The organism is Methylobacterium nodulans ORS 2060 (assembly GCF_000022085.1).
Taxonomy (GTDB): domain Bacteria; phylum Pseudomonadota; class Alphaproteobacteria; order Rhizobiales; family Beijerinckiaceae; genus Methylobacterium; species Methylobacterium nodulans.
This window is the reverse complement of record NC_011894.1, coordinates 7,439,585-7,458,591: the sequence shown is the minus strand read 5'-3', so window position 1 is coordinate 7,458,591 and position 19,007 is coordinate 7,439,585. Positions and strand designations below refer to the sequence as shown.

The following is a 19,007-nucleotide window of genomic DNA, read 5'->3' as shown; positions in this document are numbered from 1 at the left end:
CGAGGCGGCGGGGGGACGCGTTTGCGTGAGCGGGTGCGGGACCACCATCCCGCGCCGCCGGCCCCTATTTGTGCGGGTTGCCGGACTGGCTGCCCGGGCCGGTCCCCGGCGAGCCGCTGCCGGTCGGGCGCTGCGTGCTCGACGTGACGCTCGGACCCATATTGCCGCCGCTCGCGCCCTGCGTGCCGGTCGAGCCCATACTGCCGGGATTGTTGCCGCCGATTCCGCTGCCGGGCGGCTGGCTCGACATGCCGGACCCGGTATTGGTGGGGGCGGCCGGGGCCGCGCCCGAGCCGTTGTTGATGCCCTGGGCCAGGGCGGGGGCGCTGACCGCCACCAAGGCCGCGAGGGCGAGGGCAGTGGGACGAGGCTTGATGGAAAGGGGCTTGGTCATCGGGACGCTCCGTGGTCGGCGCAATGCGCCGTTGCGACGGGCAACGGGATCGGCGCGCCGCCGTTCCGACTCCGGCTCCTGCACCACCGCCCGCATTGTCCGAACGCCCCTCACGCAGGAGGCGGCAGAGATCATGACCCAATCGGCACTGGTGGTCGGCATCGTCGGCAACACCCTCGCCCGGCACCTCCTGGTCGAGGGATGAACAAGACGATGCATGGCGCGCAATGGAGACGCCTGGAGGCCTCCGATTTGGCAGCAATCAATTCGATTGCCGATATTGTTCATGCAAACTACCCGGAGGATGAGGCGATCCTCCTCGAACGCTTGGCTCTGTATCCGGACGGGTGCTTCATCCTTGCAAGAGAGAACAATCCTGTCGGCTATATCATCAGCCATCCCTGGCAGTTCGGCCAACCACCAGAACTCAACTCTCTGCTAAATTCCATTCCAGATCCGGCAACAACTTATTTCATCCACGACATTGCGCTTTTGCCTATTGCCCGAGGGACGGGGGCCGCCTCCGCGATGATCCCGAACCTTATGAGACATGCAGCAACGGCACGCCTCCCCAACGTCTCCCTTGTGGCCGTGAACAACTCGATGGAGTTTTGGGAGCGACACGGTTTTCGTGTGTTCGAGGACCCTTCCCTCGGCACGAAGCTCTCAAGCTACGACGAAGATGCCCGTTTCATGTTTCGAAGCGTGCCGGCCTGAGTCTTGTTCTCACGCGCTCCCTGACGCCGAACCGGCCTCCACTGTGGCGGAGAGCGCTCTAAGCAGGCTTGCGTTGGCGTGCCACCACTTCGCTTGCTTAGGTCCTTAGCCTGTCGCAGGTTTTTGTCGGAAAACCGCGGGCTCCGAAACCTGCTTAGCGCCGCCCGAACAGCCGCTCGATGTCGTGGAGCTTGAGTTCGACATAGGTCGGGCGGCCGTGGTTGCACTGGCCCGAGAGGGGCGTCGCCTCCATCTCGCGCAAGAGCGCGTTCATCTCCTCGGGCCGCAGGCGGCGCCCGGCCCGGATCGAGCCGTGGCAGCTCATGCGCGAAAGCACGGCGTCGAGGCGCCGCGCGAGCGGATCGGCGCCGCCCTCCTGCAGCACGTCGACCACATCGGCGAGCAGCGCCCGGACGCTGCCGCCCGCCAGCGCCGCCGGCACCTCGCGCACCAGCACTGCCCCATGCCCGAAGGCTTCGAGGACGAGGCCGAGGGCTTCGAGGTCGCCCGCCGCCTCGGCGAGGCGGTCGGCCTCCGCCGGATCGAGCTCGACCACATCGGGGATCAGGAGGAGCTGGCGGGCGATGCCGCCCGCCGCGCGCTCGCGCTTGAGCCGCTCGTAGACTAGGCGCTCATGGGCCGCGTGCTGGTCGACGATGACGATGCCGTCCTGCGTCTGCGCCACGATATAGGTCTCGTGGAGCTGCGCCCGGGCGGCACCGAGCGGATGGGTCGGGGAGGCGGGCTCGGGCGCCGGCTCGCGCCAATCGGCGCCCGGCGGCATCGCCGCGCCGGCGAACGCCGCCTGCGCCTCATCGGCGAATCCGGCCGGCTGCTCGGCGGCTTCAGGCGCCCCGAGGAAGTCCTGCGCGAAGGACTCGACCCGGCCCGAGCCGCGGGGGGCGGCCGGCGGCGGATCCGGGCGGCGCAGCGGCAGTAGGGGGCCTTGCGCGGGGCGCAGGCTCTCCAGGGTTTTTGCCGCCACGCTGCCCGAGGCGCGCCCGCCCTCGCGGCGCAGGGCCTCGTGGATGGCGCTGACGATGAGGCCGCGCACCAGCCCGGGCTCGCGGAAGCGCACCTCCGTCTTGGCCGGATGCACGTTGACGTCGACTTCGGTCGGGTCGCAGGTCAGCGCCAGCGCCAGCACGGGATGGCGGTCGGAGGCCATCACATCCGCATAGGCGCCGCGCACCGCCCCGAGGAGCAGCCGGTCGCGCACGGGCCGGCCGTTGACCACGAAATGCATGTGGGTCGCCGCCGCCCGGTGGAAGGTCGGCAGGCCGATATGCCCGTCGAGGGCGAAGCCCTCGCGCTCCAGGCTCACGGGAACCGAGTTCGCGGCGAAATCGGCCCCCAGCACGGCGGCAAGGCGCCTCAGCCACGATCCCTGGCCGGTCTCGGCCGGGAAGGTGAGCCCGGCACCGCCTTCGCCCCGCAGGGTGAAGCGGATCTGCGGATGGGCAACCGCGAGCCGGCGCAGGATCTCGGCGACGGCGCCGGCCTCCGCCCGGTCGGATTTGAGGAACTTGAGCCGCGCCGGGGTGGCGGCGAACAGATCCGTGACCTCGACGCGGGTGCCGCGCTCGGCCGCGACCGGCCGCACCGGCCCCTTGATGCCGGCATCGACCACGAGGCCGTGGCCGCTCTCGGCCTCCGCCGTGCGCGAGACGAGGGAGAGCCGCGCCACGGCGCCGATCGAGGGCAGGGCCTCGCCGCGGAAGCCCAGCGTGTCGATGCGGTCGAGGTCGCCCTCCGGCAGCTTCGAGGTGGCGTGGCGCTCGACCGCGAGGGCGAGATCCTCGGGGCCCATGCCGATGCCGTCGTCGAGGACGCGGATCAGGCGCCGTCCCCCGGCCTGGATCGTCACCTCGATGCTGGTCGCGCCCGCGTCGATGGCGTTCTCGACCAGTTCCTTCACGGCCGCGGCCGGCCGCTCCACCACCTCGCCCGCCGCGATGCGGTCGACGAGCACCGGGTCGAGGCGGCGCACAGCCGGACGGGGCGGGGACGAGACGAGCATGACCTCAATATAGAGGTCGGGACGGGGCTTTGCGACGGCCCGCCCCCGGTCGGCGCCCATCACCCCCGCGCGGACTCGTCTCGGAAGGAATCAACCGGAAACCGTATGAAATCGTCCGGCATGCGCCTCGCCGTGTTCCGTTGCGGGGGGACGCTCGCCAATGTCCCCTCGGCGAGGGGGGTTCCGGACGCGCGAAGGGCCGCGCGAGGCGGCCCTTCGGGGAAGTGGATCGGACGGGTGGCCTACTCGCCGGCCATCATCTCGGGCGAGTAATGGCCGCACCAGTCGGAGGCCGAGACGACGGGCCACAGGCCGTGCCCCTGCGGCTCGGGCTGGCTCACGGGCGGATTGAAGCGGCACAGGCCCTCGTCGCCCTGCGGGCGGCCGGTATTGAGCTTGTGCGTGTCGTAGTAGCGGCAGGTGCGGCAAGCCATGCCGGTTTCGGTGCTCGCCATGCTCGTCTCCTCGCGCGTTTGGAATCCCTCCAGACAACCGTCGCCGAGCGCGGTGGGTTCCCGCGCCCGCTCCGACACTCACCTCACCACGGGTCGAACGAGAATCTGTCGGGCGCTTCGAGAAGCGCCCGACAGATTCTCAGGCATCGGTGGATCGGATGTTCGGACGGCGAAAAGGTGCCGGGGACCGGCATCCCCTTCTCCGGGACAGATTCTAGGCCGCCTCGCGCGACAGCTTGAGCGTCTCGCGCTGGATGAGATCGCGGTAGAAGCCGTCGAGATGGACGAGGCGCTCGGGCGAGCCGTCCTGGATCACCTGCCCGCCGTCCAGCACCACGATCCGGTCGAAATCCTTCAGCGTCGACAGCCGATGCGCGATGGCGATGACGGTGCGGCCCTTCATCAGGTTGCCGAGCGCCTCGCGGATCGCCTCCTCGGATTCGGTGTCGAGGGCCGAGGTCGCCTCGTCGAGGAGCAGGATCGGCGAATCCTTCAGGATCGCGCGGGCCACCGCGATGCGCTGGCGCTGGCCGCCCGAGAGCTTCACGCCGCGGTCGCCCACGATGGTGTCGAAGCCCTGCGGCAGGTCGTTGATGAACTCCGTGCAGCGCGCCGCCTCGGCGGCGGCCCAGACCTCCTCGTCGGTGGCGTCGGGCCGGCCGTAGCGGATGTTCTCGCGCAGCGAGCGGTGGAACAGCGAGATGTCCTGCGGCACGACGGTGATCGCCTCGCGCAAGGATTCCTGCGTCACCCGGCCGATATCCTGGCCGTCGATGAGGATGCGGCCGCCCTGCGGGTCGTAGAAGCGCTGCAGCAGGGTGAAGAGCGTCGACTTGCCGCCGCCCGAGCGCCCGACAAGCCCGACCCGCTGGCCGGGCTCGATGGCGAGGTTGAACTCCCTGAACACCTCGCGCCCGTCCGGGTAGCTGAAGGCGACGCGCTCGAAATCGAGCCGCGCGCCCTCGCCGACGAGGGGCTTCGCCTCCGGGTGGTCGCGCAGGTCGTGGGGCTGCAGCAGTGTGCGCAAGGCTTCCGAGAGCCGTGCCGTGTGCTGGGTGACGTCGACGAGAGCCACCGCGAGGTCGCGGGTCGCGGCCAGGATGGTGAGGCCGAGCGTGCAGACGAGCACCACCTGACCCGCCGTCGCGGCGCCCACCTCCCACATCCGCACCGCCCAGTAGAGCAGGCCCAGCACCGCCACCACCGTGATGATGGCGTGCATGACGCGCAGCTTCTCGAGATAGAGCAGGCTGCGGCGGCGCGCCGTCATCTCGACGCCGATGGTGCCGTCGAAGCGCACATATTCGCGCTTGAAGGCCGAGAAGGCGCGCACGAGCGGCATGTTGCTCACGAGGTCGACCATCTCGCCATCGACGGCGGCGGCCTTCTCGGCGAAGTCGTGGTGGAGCGGCTTGCCGGCCGCGGCGATGCGGAACATCAGCACCACGACGCCGCCGCAGATCACCAGCAGGCCCACCGCCATCGGGAGGCTGACCGCGCCGACATACAGGATGGCGCCGAAGGCCGCCGCGCAGGGCGGCATCACGTTCCAGACGAACATGTTCTCGGCGGTGAAGATCGCGTTCGAGGTCGCCGTGATGCGGCTCGCCAGCGTTCCGGGCTGCCGGTCGGCGAAGTAGGAGGGCGAATGGCCGGTCAGGTGCCGGAACAGGTCGCGGCGGATGTCGCCGGTCACCGCCACGAAGGTGAAGCTCGCGATCAGGCTCGCGACGCGCCAGAGCATGTTGTCGGCGCCGATGAAGACGATCAGGAGGGTGAGCGCCCCCCAGATCTCCCCGGATTGCGGACCCTTGCCGAGAGCGTCGACCACGCTCTTGAGCCCGTACTGCGTGCTGACCGAGCAGGCGACGGCACCCAGCACCGCCAGGACGATGGCCGCGTGCGGGAGCACGCGGCGGCGCAGGTAGCGGGCCACGAAAGCCCAGGGCCGTTCAGCGTAGGCGCAGAGGTCATCCATCGTGACGATCGATCCCGGTTCTTCGCCCGCGTGCGGCCGGTCGTGGGACGGAACGGATGTCCGGGAAGCCCGGAATACCCGCCAAAGCCGCAACGCGGAAGCGTCGCCTTATGTTGCAGGCAAAATAGGTCGGCCGCGTGGTTTTATAGCGAGCCTACATGAACAGGAGTTGAGCGGGCATGCTGCAATGCGGCAGCCTCGTGCGGCAGAGCAGCATACCGATGCCGGCCTGTGGCTCATCCGCCACGCCCCCGCCGCGTTTCCGGCATCACCAGCACGAGGGCCACGAACGCGAAGGCCGCGACCGCGGCGAGCCCCAGGAAGGCGGCGTTGGTCCCCAGATGGTCGGCCATGTAGCCCGAGAGCGTGGTGCTGATCGCCGCCCCGATTCCCATGCCGGTGCCGATCGCCCCGAGCGCGAGGTTGAAGCGGCCGGTGCCGCGGGTCGCATCCGCCACCACGAGCGGTACCATCACGCCGATCACCGCCGCCGAGACGCCGTCGAGCACCTGGATCAGCACCAGGAGCTCAGGTTCCTGCGTGTAGGCGATGAGGAGGCCGCGCAGGGGCAGGGCGGCGAAGCCCAGGATCAGGAGCGGCCGCCGGCCGTAGGTCTGGGCGGCCCGCCCGACCGCGGGCGCGATCAGCGCCATGACGATCTGCGGCGCCATGATGCAGGCAGCGATCAGCACCGTGGCGGTCTGGCTCGCGCGCATGGTGAGGACGCTGCCGACGAGGGGCAGCATCGCCGCATTGGCGACGTAGAACAGGAGGATGCAGGCGCCTAAGCACAGCAGCGCCCGGTTGGTGACGAGCAGCCTGAGGCCCGCCCAGCCGCTCGGCGGCGGCCCGCCGTCGCGACCTTGAGGGCGCACCACGCCGATCTCGTTCGCGCGGATGAACCAGAGGGCCACAAGCGTCGGGGCCACCAGGGCCGCCGTGACGTAGAACACTGCCGCGTTCGACAGATAGTAGCCGCAGGCGCCCATGCCGGCCGCCGCGAGCGCGTTGCCGATCGAGGAGAAGCGGGCGTTGCGGCCGAGCCGCTCGCCGAGGCGGGCATGGCCGGTGAGCCCGAGGCTGATCGCCGCGATGGCGGGGGTGAGCGTGCAGCTCGCCAGCGAATGGGCCGCCATCGCGAGCGCGGCGATCAGGAAGCTCGGCCACAGGCCGAGCCCCGCCGCGCTGGCGCCGATGATCGCGACCGAGAGGGCGGCGACGAGGCGCTTCGAGCGCACCCAATCCACGAAGGCGCCGCCCGGCACCTGCCCGAGCAGGCTGAACAGGCCGCCGATGGTGAGGACGAGGCCGATATCGGCCTGCGTCCACTGATGAGCGGTGAAGTGGACGGCGACGAAGGGGCCGAAGCCGGTCTGCAGATTGGCGACGAAGAACGCGAAGGCATCGAGGCCGCGGGTGCTCGCCTGCGACGGCTCCGGCTTCTCGCGGCGCTTGGCGGGCTGCGGCGGCAGGGCCGCGGTCCGCTCGCGCGGGGGCTCTGCCGTCGCACGCTCGCGCGACGCGTCCGGGCGCGCGTCGTAGCGGGGGACCTCGCGGTGGGCCAGGGAGCGGCGCTGAGAGTGGCGGGCCGGCGTCATTTCTCGGGCGGGTTGCGCGCGGCGGCCTGCTCGGGGTCGGTGGCGGGCGGCGCGGAGGCCGGTCCCTGGGCCGGCGAGGCCGGCCCCAGCACCACGATCGGGTCGCCGGGCTTGTATTCGGGGGACACCCGCACTTGGTTGCGGTTGAGCTGGAGCACGGCGCGGCCGGGCTTGTTGTCGGCCGAGAAGTGCAGGGCACGCCAGTCGACCGCGATCTTGCGCGAGCCGACGCCGAGGAAGCCGCCGAAATCGATGATCGCGGCCCGCGGCCGGCCTTCCTTATCCACGATGATGTCGATGATGCGGCCCATATCCTCGCCCGCGGCGCTGCGCACCGGCTTGCCGAGCACGCCGTCGTAATCCTGGGTGTCGAGCACGGTCGCGGGCGTGCCCGGCGGCATTGCCGGGGCGGGGGCCGGAGCCTGCACGGCAGCCGGCGGAGCCGGCGGGGCGGACTGCCCGGCCGGCGGGGCCGGCTGTGCGGCGGGCGGAACCGATTGCGAGGCGGGAGGCGGAGCCTGCGGCGCCGAAGGCGGCGCACCTGCTGAGGGCGGCGCGCCCGCGGGCACGTCCTGGGACTTCGCGGCGGGCGGCGATGAGGGCGGCACCGATCCGGTCTGCCCGACCGCCGCGACGGCCCAGAGGCTCGCGAGGGCCGTGACGGCCAGCCGCAGGATCGTGACCACTGTGTCTCCTCGTCTCGCTCGCATCACCATCCGATCGCCAACCGCGGCGAATCCGGCAGGTTCCGGCGCGGCGCGGAATGCACAGGGATAGCCGGCCATCGCGGCGAAGTTGTGGGCATGGTTGTGGGCATGGGCCGGCCGGGGCGGCCGGGCCGTCGGGCGACCGCCGCGGGCGGGCCGTCGAACAGACATGGTGGTGCGTCTCCGGGGCGGGCCTGCGGCCGGCCGAGCCTCATCGTGGATCCTCGCGAGCGGGTGACGGCCGGCACGGCCGCCTAATCCCGCCACCGCGTGACCAACCTTGCGGGCGCCCCGGCGAGGTGTCCAGGCGCGTCGGGCGGGATTCCGGGCGGGGAAGCGGCGAAACGCACAAGGGACGCCGCTGGCCCTGCCGCCCGCGCTCCGCTACACCGCGCCCATCCCGGGAGTCTTCGACCGATGTCCGCGTCACCGCTTCGCCTCGGCGTCAACATCGACCACATCGCCACGCTCCGGAACGCCCGCGGGGGCGTCATGCCGGATCCCCTGCGCGCCGCCCGCATCGCCGTCGCGGCGGGGGCGGACGGCATCACCGCGCATCTGCGCGAGGATCGCCGCCACATCCGGGACGAGGACGTGGAGCGGCTGAAGCGCGAGGTCGACCGGCCGCTCAACCTGGAAATGGCGATCACCGACGAGATGGTGGCGATCGCCGTGCGCCTGAAGCCGCACGCGGCCTGCCTCGTGCCCGAGCGGCGCGAGGAGCGCACCACCGAGGGCGGCCTCGACATCGTCACGGCCCGCGAGCCGGTCCGCGCCGCGGTGGCCCGCCTGTCGGCGGCCGGCATCCGGGTCTCGCTCTTCGTCGAGCCCGACGTGCACATCATGGACGCGGCCCGCGGCCTGGAGGCGCCGGTGGTGGAACTCCATACCGGCCGCTATTGCGAGGCGGTCGCGGCGGGCCACGCGGAGGAGGCGCAGCGCGAGCTCGCCCGCATCGCCCGGGCCGCGGCGCACGGCACCGCGCTCGGCCTCGAGGTCCATGCGGGGCACGGGCTCACGCTCGACAGCGTCGGGCCGGTCGCCGCGCTGCCGCAACTGCGGGAACTCAACATCGGCCACGCCATCGTGGCGGAATCGGTGTTCGTGGGCTTCTCGGAGGCGGTGCGCGCCATGCGGGCCGCCATGGATGCCGCCCGGGCCGGGGCAGCCGCGTGATCATCGGGATCGGCTCCGATCTCTGCGACATCCGGCGGATCACCCGATCCCTCGAGCGGTTCGGCGACCGCTTCACGCACCGGGTCTTCACCGAGGGCGAGCGGGCCCGCAGCGACCGCCGGGCCGCCCGGGCGCCGTCCTATGCCCGGCGCTTCGCCGCCAAGGAAGCCTGCGCGAAGGCGCTCGGCACCGGGATGGCGCAGGGGGTCTTCTGGCGCGACATGGAGGTGGTGAATCTCCCCAGCGGGCGCCCGACCCTGCGGCTCACCGGCGGAGCCGCCGCGCAGCTCGCCGCCATCACCCCCGCCGGGCACCGCGCGCTCGTCCACGTCACCCTCACGGACGACCCGCCGCTCGCCCAAGCCTTCGTGGTGATCGAGGCCCTGCCGGAATAGAGACCCGGACGGCGCAGCGGACCTCTCGCGTTGCGGGCGGCCAAGCGTTGGTCTAGACCGCCCGGCACCGCGGCTTGCTCGCCCGCGTCGGCGGTCGCCACGGCGAGAGGACGGACCGCCGGAGGCGATTGATCATGGAACGTGCCCGCAGCAACCACGACCTCAAGCCGGCCAAGGAGGCGGGCCTGTGGGAGTCCATCAAGGAGACCGTGAAGGTCGGACTCCAGGCGCTGCTGATCGCGGTCGTGGTGCGCACCCTGCTGTTCCAGCCCTTCAACATCCCGTCGGGCTCGCTGGTGCCGACCCTGCTGATCGGCGACTATCTCTTCGTCTCCAAATACTCGCTCGGCTACTCGAAATACTCGCTGCCCTTGAGCGAGTATCTGCCCTTCGAGATGCACGGCCGGATCTGGGGCGCGGCACCTAAGCGCGGCGACATCGTGGTGTTCAAGCTGCCCAAGGACAACGCGACCGACTACATCAAGCGGGTGATCGGGCTGCCGGGTGACCGGATCCAGATGATCAACGGGATCCTCAACATCAACGGCAAGCCGGTGAAGCGCGAGCAGATCGCCGATTACAGCACGACCGACGCGTTCGGTCAGCCGACCCAGGTGCCGCAATACGTCGAGACCCTGCCGAACGGCGTCTCGCACCGCATCATCGAGCGCGACGGCGACCGCGGGCTGTGGGACAACACCAATGTCTACACGGTGCCGCCCGGCCACTTCTTCATGATGGGCGACAACCGCGACAACTCGACGGATTCCCGCGACCTCGGCAGCGTCGGCTACGTGCCCTTCGAGAACCTCGTCGGGCGCGCGGAGGTGATCTTCTTCTCGATCGACGAGGGCTCCTCCGCCTGGCAGATCTGGAACTGGCCCTGGACCGTGCGCTGGAGCCGCCTGTTCAACCCGATCCACTGACGGAGGGCGCCGTGGGCGCAACCCGCCGGGGAAAACGCCGGGCCGACCGGCCGGACCTCTCGACCCTCGAAGAGAAGATCGGCCACCGCTTCGCCGACCAGGAGCTGCTGGTGCGGGCGCTGACCCATGTCAGCGCGGCGACCGGCCCGGAGAGCTACCAGCGCCTGGAGTTCCTCGGCGACCGGGTGCTCGGCCTCGCGGTGGCGGACGGGCTCTTCGCCGCCCTGCCAGGGGCCGACGAGGGCGATCTGTCGCGGCGCCTGTCGGGCCTCGTGCGCCGCGAGAGCTGCGCGGCGGTGGCCACCGCCTGGGACGTCGGGCCGCACCTCAAGCTCGGGGCGGGCGAGGTGTACGGCGGCGGGCGGCGCAACCCCGCGATCCTCGCCGATGTCTGCGAGGCGATCCTCGGGGCGATCTTCCTCGATGCCGGCTACGAGGCCGCCAAGACCGTGATCGACCGCGCCTTCGCGGCCGGCAACGAGGTCGAGGGCACGCGGACCCGCGACCCGAAATCGGCGTTGCAGGAATGGGCCCAGGGGCTCGGCCTCCCGACCCCGACCTATGCGGTGGTGGAACGCGCCGGCCCGGACCACGCGCCGATCTTCCGCATCGAGGCCCGCGTCTTAGGCGTCGCACCGGGCGTCGGCGTCGGCGGCTCGAAGCGCCTCGCCGAGCAGGAGGCCGCCCGCCTGCTCCTCATGCGCGAGGGCGTCTGGCGCGACGAGGGGGCCGCGGGTACGGAATGAGCCATGGCCGAGACACACGATCCCACCCGACCCCAAAACTCCACCGGACCCCAGGACCCCACTCCGCCCCTTGAGACCCGCGCGGGCTTCGTCGCCCTGATCGGGGTGCCGAATGCCGGCAAGTCGACCCTCCTCAACAGCCTCGTGGGCAGCAAGGTCTCGATCGTCTCCCGCAAGGTGCAGACGACGCGGGCGCTGGTGCGCGGCATCGCCATGGAGGGATCGGCGCAGATCGTGTTCGTGGATACGCCGGGCATCTTCGCGCCCAAGCGCCGGCTCGACCGGGCCATGGTGACCTCGGCCTGGAGCGGGGCGGCGGACGCGGACGCGGTCTGCCTGCTGATCGACGCCCGCAAGGGCGTGGATGCGGAGGTGGATGCGCTGCTCGACAGGCTGCCGGAGCTGCGCCGCCCCAAGATCCTCGTTCTCAACAAGATCGACGTGATCGCGCGCGAGCGGCTGCTCGAACTCGCCGCCTCCCTCAATGCGCGGCTGCCCTTCGACCACACCTTCATGGTGTCGGCGCTCACCGGCGACGGGGTGGCCGATCTGCGCCGGGTGCTGGCCGGGCTGATGCCGCCGGGCCCCTGGCTCTACCCCGAGGATCAGGTCTCGGACGCGCCCCTGCGCATGCTCGCGGCCGAGATCACCCGCGAGAAGATCTACGACCGGCTGCACGAGGAGCTGCCCTATTCCTCGACCGTCGAGACCGACCAGTGGCAGGTGCGGCCTGACGGGTCGGTGCGCATCGAGCAGACGATCTTCGTCGAGCGCGAGAGCCAGCGGAAGATCGTGCTCGGCAAGGGCGGCCAGACCATCAAGGCGATCGGGCAGGCGGCCCGCGTCGAGATCGCGGAGGCGGCCGAGGCGCCCGTCCATTTGTTCCTGTACGTGAAGGTGCGGGAGAACTGGGCCGACGATCCGGAACGCTACCGCGAGATGGGCCTGGAATTCCCGCGCGGCTGATGCTTGGTCCGTCGGCGCGTCAATCCTCATCGAAGGACCGGGAGAAGCGGGGTCCGGCGCGTCCTCCGGACCGGCAAGACGGCATGCGCCCGCAGGCGGCTCGACCTTTAAGGGGTCGTTAACAGGATCCGCCGATGGTCGGGGCGCCGGACAAGACGTTTCGACCTCCGGCCTCTGCGGCGGTTCGGTCCTGCCCCGATCACCGGTTTGCCGAGCCGTCGCCCTCCTCATCCTGCAAAGATCATGAGGTGGTGATGAGCCTGAACTGGACCCGGAGAGCCTCGGCCGCCAAGGCGATGGCCGTCACGAAAGCGCTCGCCGACCGGCGGGCGAGCGACGTCGCCCCGATCCTGGCCGAGATCCAGGCCGAGGGCATCACCACGATCGCCGGGATCGCGCGTGCGCTGACGGAGCGCGGCATCCCGGCCCCGCGGGGCGGCGGCTGGCGCCGCGAAACCGTCCTGAGCGCCTTGCGGCGCACCCACTGAACGCATGACATCAACGACCTTGCCGACCCTGACGGCTGAATGAACGCTCCCGGCAGTGGCGATCAATCCCGGCCCTCGTGCTGAGGTGGCGGCGATCGAAGATCGCACCGGCAGCCGGCCCTCTGGCCGGCATCAGCCGTCACGCACCCCTGACCGGTGATCCCGGCCACCCGAATCTTGGACGAGCGGTCAGGCGTGCTTCGAGGCCGCCCGCGCGATCTTCGATCACCAGTGCGATCTGTGATCGCCTGCACCTCAGAGGCTGTGAATCTTTCGGTTTTGGACTTTTCTGATCCTAATAAAATCAATCACTTAGCGGACGCTAGAAGGTCGAAAAGCCAAAAGATTCACACGCTCTCAGCATGGGGAGCGGGGCGGCTGCCAGGCAGGTCAGGTTCGCTTGAGGCGGCAGGGCGCCCGCTCCGGGTATCAGCCGCTTTAGGCCACCTCCGGCTCCCAGCCGATGCTCCGGCGCAGGAAGGCGGCGCAGAGGGCCGCGAAGGTCGCGGTCTCGGCGCTGTTCTTGCCGTAGGAATGGCCGCCGGCCTCCGGCTCGTAGAACCGCGCCGGATAGCCCATGGCCTGGAGCTTGGCAGCCATCTTGCGGGCATGCCCCGGATGGACCCGGTCGTCCCGGCGCGTGGTTGCGATCAGGATCGGCGGGTAGGGCCGGCCCGGCGCCGCGGCGTGGTAGGCGGAGACGTGCTGCAGGAAGTCCCAGTCCTCCGGCTTGTCCGGATCGCCGTACTCCGCCACCCAGCTCGCTCCGGCCAGGAGCCGGTGATAGCGGCGCATGTCGATGAGCGGGATGGTGCAGAGGAGGGCGCCGAAGCGCTCGGGGTAGCGGGTGAGCATGTTGGCAATGAGAAGGCCGCCGTTCGAGCCGCCCTCCGCGGCGATCCGGCCGGGCCGCGTCACGCCCCGCCGGACGAGGTCGGCAGCGACGGCCGCGAAGTCGTCGTGCGACAGGGCCTTGCCCTCGCGCCGCCCGGCCTCGTGCCAGCGGGTGCCGAACTCGCCGCCGCCGCGGATGTTCGCCACCACCCGGGTGCCTCCCTTCTCCAGCCACAGCCGCCCGAGCACCACCGAATAGCCCGCGAGATTGGAGACCTGGAAGCCGCCATAGCCGGAGAGATGCACCGGCGCCTCGCCGGTCTCGCCGGGCGGTCCCGCCTGGACGTAGGGGATGCGCTCGCCGTCGACCGAGACCGCCTCGTGGCGCGTCACCACGAGCCCCTCCGCCGAGAAGGCGGCGGGGGCCTGCCGCAGGACCGCAGGCGCGCCGGAGCCGGGGCGGGTCAGCATCAGGGTCGCGGGCGTGACCGGATCGTTGGCGGCGGCCAGGAGATCGCCGTTCGTCTCCTCCTCCTCTCCATCGAGCGGCCAGACATTCACCATGCCGAGTTCGGGCAGGCCCCCGACCTCGCTCTGCGCCCAATCCTCGGCGGGCGTGAAGACCGGGAAGGCGGCGCGCAGGTCGTCGAGCACCGAGAGGACGAGGTAGGGGCCCGACCAGAAGAAGCCCTGCAGGGCCCGGCGCGGGCCGGGCTCGAACAGCACCCGGAAGTCCCGGTCACCCGCCAGGAAGGCCTCGAGCCCGATCCCCAGCACCGTGTCGGACGGATGGGTCGCCGCCCCGATTGTCCAGGGCGTGCGCAGCCGGACCGCGAGGAAGCCTCCGTGCCACTGGGCCTCCGCATCCGTCGGCAGATCGAGACGGATCTTCGGCCCGGAGCGGTCGCCCAAATGGATCATCGCGTCGAAGAAGCCCGTGCGCTCGACGAAGACGAGGCGCTCAGGCGTGACGTCCCGGTCGGGCGCGCCGAAGACCGCCATGCTCTCGGGCGGCGCGGCGAACAGGACCGGAGCGGTCAGCGGATCGCTGCCGCGGGTCCAGAGCCGGACGGTGCGGGCGTATCCGGAGAGCGTCGCCATGTCCTCGCCGAGGGGGCTGGAGAGCAGCACCGTATCGCGATCGAGCCAGTCCGGATGGCTCTTGCCTTCCGGCAGCACGAAGCCGTCCGGCACGAAGCTCCGGGAGGGGAGATCGAATTCCCGCACCACGGTGGCGTCGCCGCCGCCCCGCGAGAGCTTCAGGAGCGCCCGGTCGTGCGAGCCGGGCAGGCTCACCGCGCCGGCCCAGACCCAATCCTCCTCCTCGGCCTGCGCCAGGGCATCGAGGTCGAGCAGCACCTCCCAGGCAGGATCGGGGGTGCGGTAGGCGTCGAGGGTCGTGCGCCGCCACAGGCCGCGCGGATGCTCCGCATCCTGCCAGAGATTGTAGAGGAGCCCGCCCCGGCGGGTGATGCCCGGGATCTTGTCGGGCCGGTCGAGGGCGGCCTTGAGACCGTCCCGGTCGGCGGCGAAACGCCCGTCCGCGTAGGCTTCGAGCGTCGCCGCGTTCTGCGCTTCGACCCAGGCCAGGGCCCGCGCGCCGTCGATCTCCTCCAGCCAGAGATAGGGGTCGTCGTCGGGGGCCGCGAGCGTCGGGCGAGGATCGGGCTCAAGCGTCATGGTGTTCCCTCGGCGGGTTCCGTCAGGGCAGGATGCAGCCCTCCGAACCTAGCCGCCGGCCGGCGCCCGTCCAGGGCCGGGGCCGCACCGTCACACGCCTGAAACACGCGGACTGTTTGTACGCCGGGCGTCCGGCACCTGCCGCGCGCGAACCATCCTTCGTGCCGACGGGACCTCGCATGACCGGCTCCTGGCTCGCCGCCGCCCTCTGCCTCGGCTTGACGGCGATCAACCTCGTCAGCCTCGCGATCGCGCTGTGGCGGATCGGGCGCAAGGCCCGGGGCCCCGCGCTCCTCCCTGAGCCGGTGACGATCGTGCGGCCTCTCTGCGGGCTCGAACCCTACAGCGAGGCGACCCTGGCCTCGGGCTTCCGGCTCGACTATCCGGCCTATGAGCTGATCTTCTGCGTGGCCCGGGCGAGCGATCCGATCGTCCCGCTGGTGCGGCGGCTGATGGCCGCCCATCCGGCCGTGCCGTCCCGGCTGATCATCGGGGACGAGCGGGTGAGCGAGAACCCCAAGCTCAACAACTGCATCCGCGGCTGGGAGGCGGCGCGGCACGACTGGATCATCCTGGCGGATTCGAACGTGCTGATGCCCACCGACTACGTGCAGCAGCTCTTCGCGGCGTGGCGGCCGGACACCGGCCTCGTCTGCTCGACGCCGGTCGGCGCAATGCCGCAGGGCTTCTGGGCCGAGGTGGAATGCGCCTTCCTCAACACGCTCCAGGCGCGCTGGCAATATGTGGGCGAGAGCCTCGGCCTCGGCTTCGCGCAGGGCAAGAGCATGCTCTGGCACCGGCCGTTCCTGGAGGCGCAGGGCGGGATCCGGGCGCTTGCCGCCGAGATCGCCGAGGATGCGGCGGCGACGAAGCTCGTGCGCGCGGCGGGCCGCCGCGTCCACCTCGTCGGGGCGCCGTTCCCGCAGCCGCTGGGGCGGCGCCGGGCCGCGGAGGTCTGGGCCCGCCAGCTGCGCTGGGCGCGCCTGCGCCGCGTGACCTTCCCGCTCTTCTTCGCACCCGAGATCGGCATCGGCGCGGTGATCCCGCTCGTCACCGGCTTCCTCGCCGCCGGGGGTGCGCCCGGCCTCCTCGCCGCCTGCGCGGTCGGTGCCGCATGGTACGGGGCCGAATGGGGGCTCGCCGCCCGGAACGGCTGGCATCGCTCGTGGCGCTGGCCCGCCGCCTGCCTCGCCCGCGACCTCATGCTGCTTGCGGTCTGGCTCGCCGCCTGGGTCGCCCGCGACATCGTCTGGCGCGGCAACGCCATGGACATCCGCACGAAGCCCGCGGCCCGCCTGGACGCCGACGCGACCGCAGCCTGACCCGGGCAGCCTGACCCGGGATTGACACCGCCGGGCGCTCACGGCACAGCGGGGCACGTGCCCGCATGGCGGAACTGGTAGACGCGGACGACTCAAAATCGTCAGCCGAAAGGCGTGGGGGTTCGATTCCCTCTGCGGGCACCACCTAATTTTCAAGCCGCTGAATTAGCTACGAATTTCCCGATGCATCCCGCACCTTGGACAAGGGTGCGGGAAGAACGGGTGCCTCGCGGGCCAGGCGGGCATTGTCCGCGGTCCGCGTGTACGTGGCGCTCTCGCGACTGCCCGGGCGCCAGCCGAACAGTGCATTGAGCTGCATCTCCGTCGCCCCTGCCTCGGCCGCGCGGCGCGCGCCGGCCTTGCGCAGACCATGGGCCGAGCCCGGGACCTTGGCCGCCCGGCAGGCCTCCCGGAACCAGTTGCCGAAGCCCTCCTTCACGAAGGGATGGCCGTCCATCCTGACGATGAAGGCAAGGTCCCCGGTCTTCGTCGCGGCGATCGACGCCGCGAGCTGCGGCAAAATCGGGCGCGTCACGGTGCGGATCGAGAAGGCATCGCCCTTCACGTGCTGGCGGCCGAGGCGCACGGCATCGCCGCGCCGCAGGCCGGTGTAGAGCAGGATGTCGAAGGCGAGCCGCTCGCGGGTGCCGAGGGGCCAGCGTGCCTCGAACCGCGCCAGCTCCTCCTCGGTCCACGTGTGAAAGCCGACGTCGTCATTCTCGCCGGCGAGCATCTTCACACCGGCGGTCGGATCCGTCGCCACGTAGCCGCGATCCACCGCCCAGCTAAACAGGGCGCGCATCGCCTTGATGAAGACGTTCGCCGCGTGCGGGCGATCGCGCCGTCTGTCGCGGCCGTTCAGGATGGCACGACGGTCGATGAGCTTGATGGGCTCATGGCCGGCCGTCTTCTCGATCGCCCGGTAGATCGCATGCCGCTGCTTGCGGGTCGCCGCGCTGAAATCCGACCACTCCGCACTCTCGACGTACTTGGCGAGCAGCCACGACAGCGTTCCGGGCGCCGGCCCCTTGCCAGCGGGTGGCGGCGTGCCCTCGACCGCGAGGCGGTAATCGCGCCAGAACTCCGGCGAGCCATAGGGCTCACGCATGCGGATCCGCTTGCCCTGGCCGACTCGCACGTACCAGACGGGCCTGCCGTGGCGCGTGACCTCACGGACGAGATGGGGCGGGCGCGAGCGGGGCATGTCGACGGTCACAGGATGATGTCCCTGTGCCGACCATCCGCCGGATCAATCTCGGCCGCAATCGACTCGGCGGACGGAGGATCCTCGGTCGTCTCAAGCGCCACACCATCGGGCCGCACGACCACTCGCACGACGGTGAGGCCGGCATCACGCATGGCGCGGATCGTGCGGGCGATGTCAGCTTGCCTGACAACCGCTTGGCGACGCGACATGGGTCAGGCTCTCCTCTGATCAGGTGTCGCGTGGTCCCAAGAGGCCGCGGGCGATGGTGAGGAGCGAGCCGCGGTACGTGGCCGGCATGGCGTCGAAGAGCTGCAGCAGCTCGGCCGCGTGCGGGGTGTTGAGCAGCGCCACCACGTCCGAGCCGGCGTGTCCGTCGCCGCCGTAAAGCGTCGAGACGGGAACCTCGAGGAGGTCAGCAATGGCCTGCAGCCGGCCCGCACCGACGCGGTTGAGCCCCTTCTCATAAATCGATGCTTCCGGCATGGTCCGGTGGCTTCGTGCCAGATATCCAGCAAAAACGGCAACCTTTGTTGCGGCTGATCTTGGCGTGCCGATCGACACCGCGACGAAATGGCTGTCGCGGGAGGCGCTGCCGAACGGGCGGACGCTGCTCCTGATGATCTGTGTCTACGGCCCGGAATTTTTGGCGGCGTGCCTGCGGGATCCGCCGGAGTGGCTGCAGATCGCGGCCACCGAGGCCGATCAACGTCGCCTCGAGGCCAAGCTCGCTGCCGTAAAGGCGCAGCTCGAGAGGCGGCGCCGCTGGCGGATTCCCGGCCTGCGCGCGGGGGAGCGGCCGGCATGACCGAGCGAGGCGCCCGGCCGCCGTGCGACGGCCTGCAGCGCACGGGCCTCCAGCTCCTCGGCGCCGCGCTGAAGGGCGCCGCCTGGGTGCCGACTCTCGCGGCCGAGGGCCTCGCGAAGCTGTCGCGCGCTTGCCTCGACGCGGCGCGCCCGCGCCGCACCCGCCCGCCGAACGGGGAGGCCTGATGCGCCACCCGCCCGATCGCCGCCCGCCGGCGCCCTCCATCGTCTGCCGCTGCCTGTGCGGGCAGCTCGCCACCGTGCACAGCGAGGCCGGCCGCTGGTTCTGCGCCGAGCATCTGCCGACCCGGGCTCCGGTCCCGCCGCCGGTCGCGCGGCCACCGGCCCGAATCCGTCCGGACGGCGGCCGCCAGCTCGAGCTGCCGCTGCCATGACGGCGGGGCGCGGCCTCCCCCGCGCCGACGAGACTCGGAATCCGACTCTTTTCCTAAGGGCTCTCCGCGTGCCTCCGCGTGCCGCTCGCCTGTCTCCGGCCGAGATCGAAACCCTCCGGCGCTCCCTCGAGCCCGAGGAGCGGGCAGCGGCGATCGCCCGCATGCGCGCCGGCACCCCTGGGGAAATTTCCCGCGGGTC

Annotated in this window: 22 protein-coding genes and 1 tRNA gene; 13 read left to right on the top strand and 10 right to left on the bottom strand. The window is 71.1% G+C overall.

What is annotated here, in order from left to right; translation table 11 throughout:
• Positions 1-64: 64 nt before the first annotated feature.
• The gene (locus MNOD_RS34900) at positions 65-394 is read right to left on the bottom strand and encodes a hypothetical protein (RefSeq protein ID WP_015933668.1); all 330 of its coding nucleotides are present in this window, start codon (positions 392-394) and stop codon (positions 65-67) included.
• On the opposite strand from MNOD_RS34900, the gene MNOD_RS34895 reads away from it, so the two are divergent.
• Both MNOD_RS34895 and MNOD_RS34890 read left to right on the top strand, forming a co-directional pair.
• Positions 387-599, top strand: a complete 213-nt coding sequence (locus MNOD_RS34895; RefSeq protein WP_043749962.1) for a hypothetical protein — start codon at positions 387-389, stop codon at positions 597-599. The two genes, MNOD_RS34900 and MNOD_RS34895, sit on opposite strands and share 8 nt — an antisense overlap.
• Entirely contained in the window at positions 596-1,111 is a 516-nt protein-coding gene (locus MNOD_RS34890; protein ID WP_244424620.1) for a GNAT family N-acetyltransferase, read from the top strand. The genes MNOD_RS34895 and MNOD_RS34890 overlap by 4 nt, the downstream gene beginning before the upstream one ends.
• Positions 1,112-1,265: 154 nt before the next feature.
• On the opposite strand, the gene mutL is transcribed toward MNOD_RS34890, so the two are convergent.
• The 5 genes from mutL to MNOD_RS49595 all read right to left on the bottom strand — a co-directional run bounded on the left by mutL (position 1,266) and on the right by MNOD_RS49595 (position 7,848).
• Positions 1,266-3,131, bottom strand: a complete 1,866-nt coding sequence (gene mutL / locus MNOD_RS34885) for a DNA mismatch repair endonuclease MutL (protein ID WP_015933666.1) — start codon at positions 3,129-3,131, stop codon at positions 1,266-1,268.
• A 242-nt stretch (positions 3,132-3,373) separates the two neighbouring features.
• On the bottom strand, positions 3,374-3,586 hold the full coding sequence (locus tag MNOD_RS34880; RefSeq protein ID WP_015933665.1) for a hypothetical protein: 213 nt from the start codon (positions 3,584-3,586) through the stop codon (positions 3,374-3,376).
• Positions 3,587-3,800: 214 nt separating this feature from the next.
• On the bottom strand, positions 3,801-5,564 hold the full coding sequence (locus tag MNOD_RS34875) for an ABC transporter ATP-binding protein (protein WP_015933664.1): 1,764 nt from the start codon (positions 5,562-5,564) through the stop codon (positions 3,801-3,803).
• A 236-nt stretch (positions 5,565-5,800) separates the two neighbouring features.
• Positions 5,801-7,162 carry an MFS transporter gene (locus MNOD_RS34870; protein WP_015933663.1) on the bottom strand — a complete coding sequence of 454 codons (1,362 nt, stop codon included), beginning with the start codon at positions 7,160-7,162 and terminating at the stop codon, positions 5,801-5,803.
• Positions 7,159-7,848 (bottom strand): PRC-barrel domain-containing protein, encoded by a 690-nt coding sequence (locus MNOD_RS49595; RefSeq protein ID WP_244424619.1) that lies wholly within the window; start codon positions 7,846-7,848, stop codon positions 7,159-7,161. Before MNOD_RS49595 ends, MNOD_RS34870 begins: the two co-directional genes overlap by 4 nt.
• A 438-nt stretch (positions 7,849-8,286) precedes the next feature.
• Here MNOD_RS49595 and MNOD_RS34860 point away from each other — a divergent pair, with 438 nt between their 5' ends.
• The 6 genes from MNOD_RS34860 to MNOD_RS34835 all read left to right on the top strand — a co-directional run bounded on the left by MNOD_RS34860 (position 8,287) and on the right by MNOD_RS34835 (position 12,566).
• A complete protein-coding gene (locus MNOD_RS34860; protein ID WP_015933661.1) occupies positions 8,287-9,045 on the top strand; it encodes a pyridoxine 5'-phosphate synthase in 759 nt (252 codons plus the stop codon).
• Positions 9,042-9,440 (top strand): holo-ACP synthase, encoded by a 399-nt coding sequence (gene acpS, locus MNOD_RS34855; RefSeq protein WP_015933660.1) that lies wholly within the window; start codon positions 9,042-9,044, stop codon positions 9,438-9,440. Before MNOD_RS34860 ends, acpS begins: the two co-directional genes overlap by 4 nt.
• A 134-nt stretch (positions 9,441-9,574) precedes the next feature.
• Positions 9,575-10,366, top strand: a complete 792-nt coding sequence (lepB, locus tag MNOD_RS34850; RefSeq protein WP_015933659.1) for a signal peptidase I — start codon at positions 9,575-9,577, stop codon at positions 10,364-10,366.
• An 11-nt stretch (positions 10,367-10,377) separates the two neighbouring features.
• Entirely contained in the window at positions 10,378-11,112 is a 735-nt protein-coding gene (gene rnc, locus MNOD_RS34845; protein ID WP_015933658.1) for a ribonuclease III, read from the top strand.
• A 3-nt stretch (positions 11,113-11,115) separates the two neighbouring features.
• Positions 11,116-12,078 carry a GTPase Era gene (era, locus tag MNOD_RS34840; protein ID WP_015933657.1) on the top strand — a complete coding sequence of 321 codons (963 nt, stop codon included), beginning with the start codon at positions 11,116-11,118 and terminating at the stop codon, positions 12,076-12,078.
• Positions 12,079-12,332: 254 nt separating this feature from the next.
• Positions 12,333-12,566 (top strand): hypothetical protein, encoded by a 234-nt coding sequence (locus tag MNOD_RS34835; protein WP_043749959.1) that lies wholly within the window; start codon positions 12,333-12,335, stop codon positions 12,564-12,566.
• 438 nt (positions 12,567-13,004) lie between these two features.
• On the opposite strand, the gene MNOD_RS34830 is transcribed toward MNOD_RS34835, so the two are convergent.
• The gene (locus tag MNOD_RS34830) at positions 13,005-15,080 is read right to left on the bottom strand and encodes a prolyl oligopeptidase family serine peptidase (RefSeq protein ID WP_015933656.1); all 2,076 of its coding nucleotides are present in this window, start codon (positions 15,078-15,080) and stop codon (positions 13,005-13,007) included.
• Between the two features lie 179 nt (positions 15,081-15,259).
• Between MNOD_RS34830 and MNOD_RS34825 the strand changes: the two genes are divergently transcribed.
• Together MNOD_RS34825 and MNOD_RS34820 are read left to right on the top strand one after the other, a co-directional pair.
• On the top strand, positions 15,260-16,402 hold the full coding sequence (locus MNOD_RS34825) for a ceramide glucosyltransferase (protein WP_015933655.1): 1,143 nt from the start codon (positions 15,260-15,262) through the stop codon (positions 16,400-16,402).
• 59 nt (positions 16,403-16,461) lie between these two features.
• Positions 16,462-16,546: transfer RNA gene (locus MNOD_RS34820), tRNA-Leu, on the top strand.
• A 25-nt stretch (positions 16,547-16,571) separates the two neighbouring features.
• Here the strand turns inward: MNOD_RS34820 and MNOD_RS34815 are convergent.
• Genes MNOD_RS34815 through MNOD_RS50800 form a run of 3 tightly spaced genes read right to left on the bottom strand, consistent with a single transcriptional unit; the run spans position 16,572 to position 18,092 of the window.
• Positions 16,572-17,606 carry a tyrosine-type recombinase/integrase gene (locus tag MNOD_RS34815; protein ID WP_015933654.1) on the bottom strand — a complete coding sequence of 345 codons (1,035 nt, stop codon included), beginning with the start codon at positions 17,604-17,606 and terminating at the stop codon, positions 16,572-16,574.
• Between the two features lie 8 nt (positions 17,607-17,614).
• Positions 17,615-17,818, bottom strand: coding sequence for a hypothetical protein (locus MNOD_RS34810; protein ID WP_015933653.1), 204 nt, complete (start codon positions 17,816-17,818; stop codon positions 17,615-17,617).
• A 19-nt stretch (positions 17,819-17,837) separates the two neighbouring features.
• Entirely contained in the window at positions 17,838-18,092 is a 255-nt protein-coding gene (locus tag MNOD_RS50800; protein WP_015933652.1) for a hypothetical protein, read from the bottom strand.
• A gap of 64 nt (positions 18,093-18,156) precedes the next feature.
• Here MNOD_RS50800 and MNOD_RS34800 point away from each other — a divergent pair, with 64 nt between their 5' ends.
• The 3 genes from MNOD_RS34800 to MNOD_RS45855 are packed head-to-tail and all read left to right on the top strand — an operon-like array spanning position 18,157 to position 18,808.
• Positions 18,157-18,414: a hypothetical protein gene (locus tag MNOD_RS34800; RefSeq protein ID WP_015933651.1), complete on the top strand. Its 258-nt coding sequence runs from the start codon at positions 18,157-18,159 to the stop codon at positions 18,412-18,414.
• Positions 18,411-18,599 (top strand): hypothetical protein, encoded by a 189-nt coding sequence (locus MNOD_RS45860; protein ID WP_015933650.1) that lies wholly within the window; start codon positions 18,411-18,413, stop codon positions 18,597-18,599. Before MNOD_RS34800 ends, MNOD_RS45860 begins: the two co-directional genes overlap by 4 nt.
• Entirely contained in the window at positions 18,599-18,808 is a 210-nt protein-coding gene (locus MNOD_RS45855; protein ID WP_015933649.1) for a hypothetical protein, read from the top strand. Before MNOD_RS45860 ends, MNOD_RS45855 begins: the two co-directional genes overlap by 1 nt.
• Positions 18,809-19,007: the final 199 nt, after the last annotated feature.

Coding starts and splice junctions, on each gene's coding strand:
- MNOD_RS34875 (WP_015933664.1), bottom strand. CDS start 5,564: ATGGATGACCTCTGCGCCTACGCTGAACGGCCCTGGGCTTTCGTGGCC.
- MNOD_RS34880 (WP_015933665.1), bottom strand. CDS start 3,586: ATGGCGAGCACCGAAACCGGCATGGCTTGCCGCACCTGCCGCTACTAC.
- MNOD_RS34830 (WP_015933656.1), bottom strand. CDS start 15,080: ATGACGCTTGAGCCCGATCCTCGCCCGACGCTCGCGGCCCCCGACGAC.
- mutL (WP_015933666.1), bottom strand. CDS start 3,131: ATGCTCGTCTCGTCCCCGCCCCGTCCGGCTGTGCGCCGCCTCGACCCG.
- MNOD_RS34860 (WP_015933661.1), top strand. CDS start 8,287: ATGTCCGCGTCACCGCTTCGCCTCGGCGTCAACATCGACCACATCGCC.
- era (WP_015933657.1), top strand. CDS start 11,116: ATGGCCGAGACACACGATCCCACCCGACCCCAAAACTCCACCGGACCC.
- MNOD_RS45860 (WP_015933650.1), top strand. CDS start 18,411: ATGACCGAGCGAGGCGCCCGGCCGCCGTGCGACGGCCTGCAGCGCACG.
- MNOD_RS34810 (WP_015933653.1), bottom strand. CDS start 17,818: ATGTCGCGTCGCCAAGCGGTTGTCAGGCAAGCTGACATCGCCCGCACG.
- lepB (WP_015933659.1), top strand. CDS start 9,575: ATGGAACGTGCCCGCAGCAACCACGACCTCAAGCCGGCCAAGGAGGCG.
- MNOD_RS34825 (WP_015933655.1), top strand. CDS start 15,260: ATGACCGGCTCCTGGCTCGCCGCCGCCCTCTGCCTCGGCTTGACGGCG.
- MNOD_RS34890 (WP_244424620.1), top strand. CDS start 596: ATGAACAAGACGATGCATGGCGCGCAATGGAGACGCCTGGAGGCCTCC.
- MNOD_RS45855 (WP_015933649.1), top strand. CDS start 18,599: ATGCGCCACCCGCCCGATCGCCGCCCGCCGGCGCCCTCCATCGTCTGC.
- MNOD_RS34900 (WP_015933668.1), bottom strand. CDS start 394: ATGACCAAGCCCCTTTCCATCAAGCCTCGTCCCACTGCCCTCGCCCTC.
- MNOD_RS34835 (WP_043749959.1), top strand. CDS start 12,333: ATGAGCCTGAACTGGACCCGGAGAGCCTCGGCCGCCAAGGCGATGGCC.
- MNOD_RS34870 (WP_015933663.1), bottom strand. CDS start 7,162: ATGACGCCGGCCCGCCACTCTCAGCGCCGCTCCCTGGCCCACCGCGAG.
- MNOD_RS34815 (WP_015933654.1), bottom strand. CDS start 17,606: ATGCCCCGCTCGCGCCCGCCCCATCTCGTCCGTGAGGTCACGCGCCAC.
- MNOD_RS50800 (WP_015933652.1), bottom strand. CDS start 18,092: ATGCCGGAAGCATCGATTTATGAGAAGGGGCTCAACCGCGTCGGTGCG.